The organism is Mycobacterium sp. (assembly GCF_035506235.1).
In the GTDB taxonomy this organism is placed as follows: domain Bacteria; phylum Actinomycetota; class Actinomycetes; order Mycobacteriales; family Mycobacteriaceae; genus Mycobacterium.
In genome coordinates this window covers 1-2,066 of record NZ_DATJPU010000013.1, presented here as the reverse complement: position 1 = coordinate 2,066, position 2,066 = coordinate 1, and the positions used below count along the sequence as shown (strand labels likewise).

At 70.2% G+C, this 2,066-nt stretch carries 1 pseudogene; it reads left to right on the top strand.

Annotated elements, in window-relative coordinates:
* Window positions 1-513 precede the first annotated feature (513 nt).
* Window positions 514-1,853: pseudogene (locus VMD50_RS01775) on the top strand (IS1380 family transposase).
* The last annotated feature ends 213 nt before the right edge of the window (window positions 1,854-2,066 follow it).

The following is a 2,066-nucleotide window of genomic DNA, read 5'->3' as shown; positions in this document are numbered from 1 at the left end:
GACCGGAAGACGTCGAGGTCAGACTGGAACCGTTGACCGTTACGACCATCGTTCCCTTGCCGACCAGCGGCAGCGCGTGGCGCTGCGGCGCCCCGAGTGCCGCGTCCGGGCTGATCACGGCGACCCCGAGCACCAAGCTTGCGAGGAACATGCGCGTAGCCAAAGACATACCGCTGCCTCCCTTCCCTCTCGCACGCGACGATCCCACGCGATACCTCCTCTGTCAACGGTCAACACGCCGCCCTCACCCGTTTTATAGGCATCGGCAACCACCTGCGGATCCTCTTGGTCGACCTCTCAGGCCAGTGCGAGATGTGTTCCAAATCACGACTGGCAAAGTCCCTGCAAATCAGGCAGTTTATGTAGGCGTTCAGTGTCCTGCGGCCGGTTAGCCCGGATCGTGCATGAAGCAGCGGCGGCCCCGGTGGTCGGGGCCGCTGGGCTGTCCGCCTGAGCAGGGATTCTGCGGGATGTCGAAGGCCTGCAGAGCGACTCGGGAGGATCACCTTGAAGGTGCAGCGCGATGGGCGCCGGTTTACCGTAGAAGTCACGCCGGACGGAGACGGGTTGGTCTCGCATGCCGGCGCGGCGTTGTTGGCCGAGGCGGCTGACCGGTTGGGCCTGACGCGGGCGCTGTTGCAGGGGTTGGCGGGGGTGCGTGAGCGCCGCGGCAGGCACGACCCGGGCCGGATCGTCAGGGACTTGGCGGTGATGCTCGCCGACGGTGGCGACTGCCTCTCGGATCTGCGCGCCGTCCGCGACCAGGAGCCGCTGTTCGGGCGCGTGGCTTCCAACGCGACGGCGTTTCGGGTCGTCGATGCGATCGCCGGCGATCCGGGTCTGCTCGACGCCCTGCGCGCCGCCCGCGCGCGGGCGCGCGAGAACGCCTGGAACGCCGGAGCGGCGCCCGCGCGAGTGGTCATCGACATCGACGCAACGCTGATCACGTCGCATTCCGAGAGGGACGGCGCCGCCGCCACGTTCAAGGGCGGTTTCGGGTTTCACCCGCTGCTGGCCTTTCTGGAGGGCACCAGAGAGCCGCTGGCCGGGGTGCTGCGGCCGGGCAACGCCGGCGCCAACACCGCCGCCGACCACGTTGAGATCGTCGACCTCGCGCTCGAGCAGCTACCGCGCAACGTCGTCGAGCACGCACAGACCGTGGTGCGCACCGACAGCGCCGCCGCGACGCACGAGCTCACCGACGAGCTGCGCGCCGCGCGGTCAACTTCCTGATGGGCTTCGACCTGACCGAGACGATCCGCCGGGCGATCCTGGAATTGCCCGAACCGGCGTGGCGTCCGGCGATCCGCCAGGACGGCGAAGCGCGCGAGGGCGCGTGGGTTGCCGAGATCACCGACCGCCTCGACCTCACAGGCTGGCCCGTGGGCAGCCGGGTGATCGTGCGCCGCGAGCGTCCGCACCCCGGCGCGCAGCTGTCCTTCACCGACCATGACGGCCACCGCTTCCTGGCCACCCTGACCGACCTTCAGGGCGACGCGGTCGAGCTCGAGTGCCTGCACCGCGCCCGCGCCAGCGCCGAAGACCGCGTCCGCGTCGCCAAACAGACCGGCCTGGGGAATCTGCCGTTCCGCGACTTCGATCACAACGCCGCCTGGCTGGAGATCTCGCTCATCGCCCAAGACATCATCGCTTGGACCCAGCACCTCGCGCTCGACGGCGAGCTCGCTGTCTGCGAACCCAAGACGCTGCGCTACCGACTGCTACACACCGCCGCCCGGCTGGCCTTCCATGCCCGTCGCGCGACCCTGCGCTTGGCGCGCGGCTGGCCCTGGGCCCACGCCCTGGCCGCCGCCTTCGCCCGCCTCGCCGCGCTGCCACCACCGGCGCGCTGACCGGCCCCGCCGCCACCGACGACCACTCGCCAACGCGGCCGGCCGCCGACGATCAACGCTGCCCACCAACGACCATCGACCACCGCGACCTCTCCGCGCAGACGGCTCCATCACCCTCACACGAACTCGACCGGCGCCCAACGACCCACCGCCAGCCCCAAGCGCGCCCCGCGCACCCACATCACGCGCCTACTGAACGATCCGGGCTAGGCC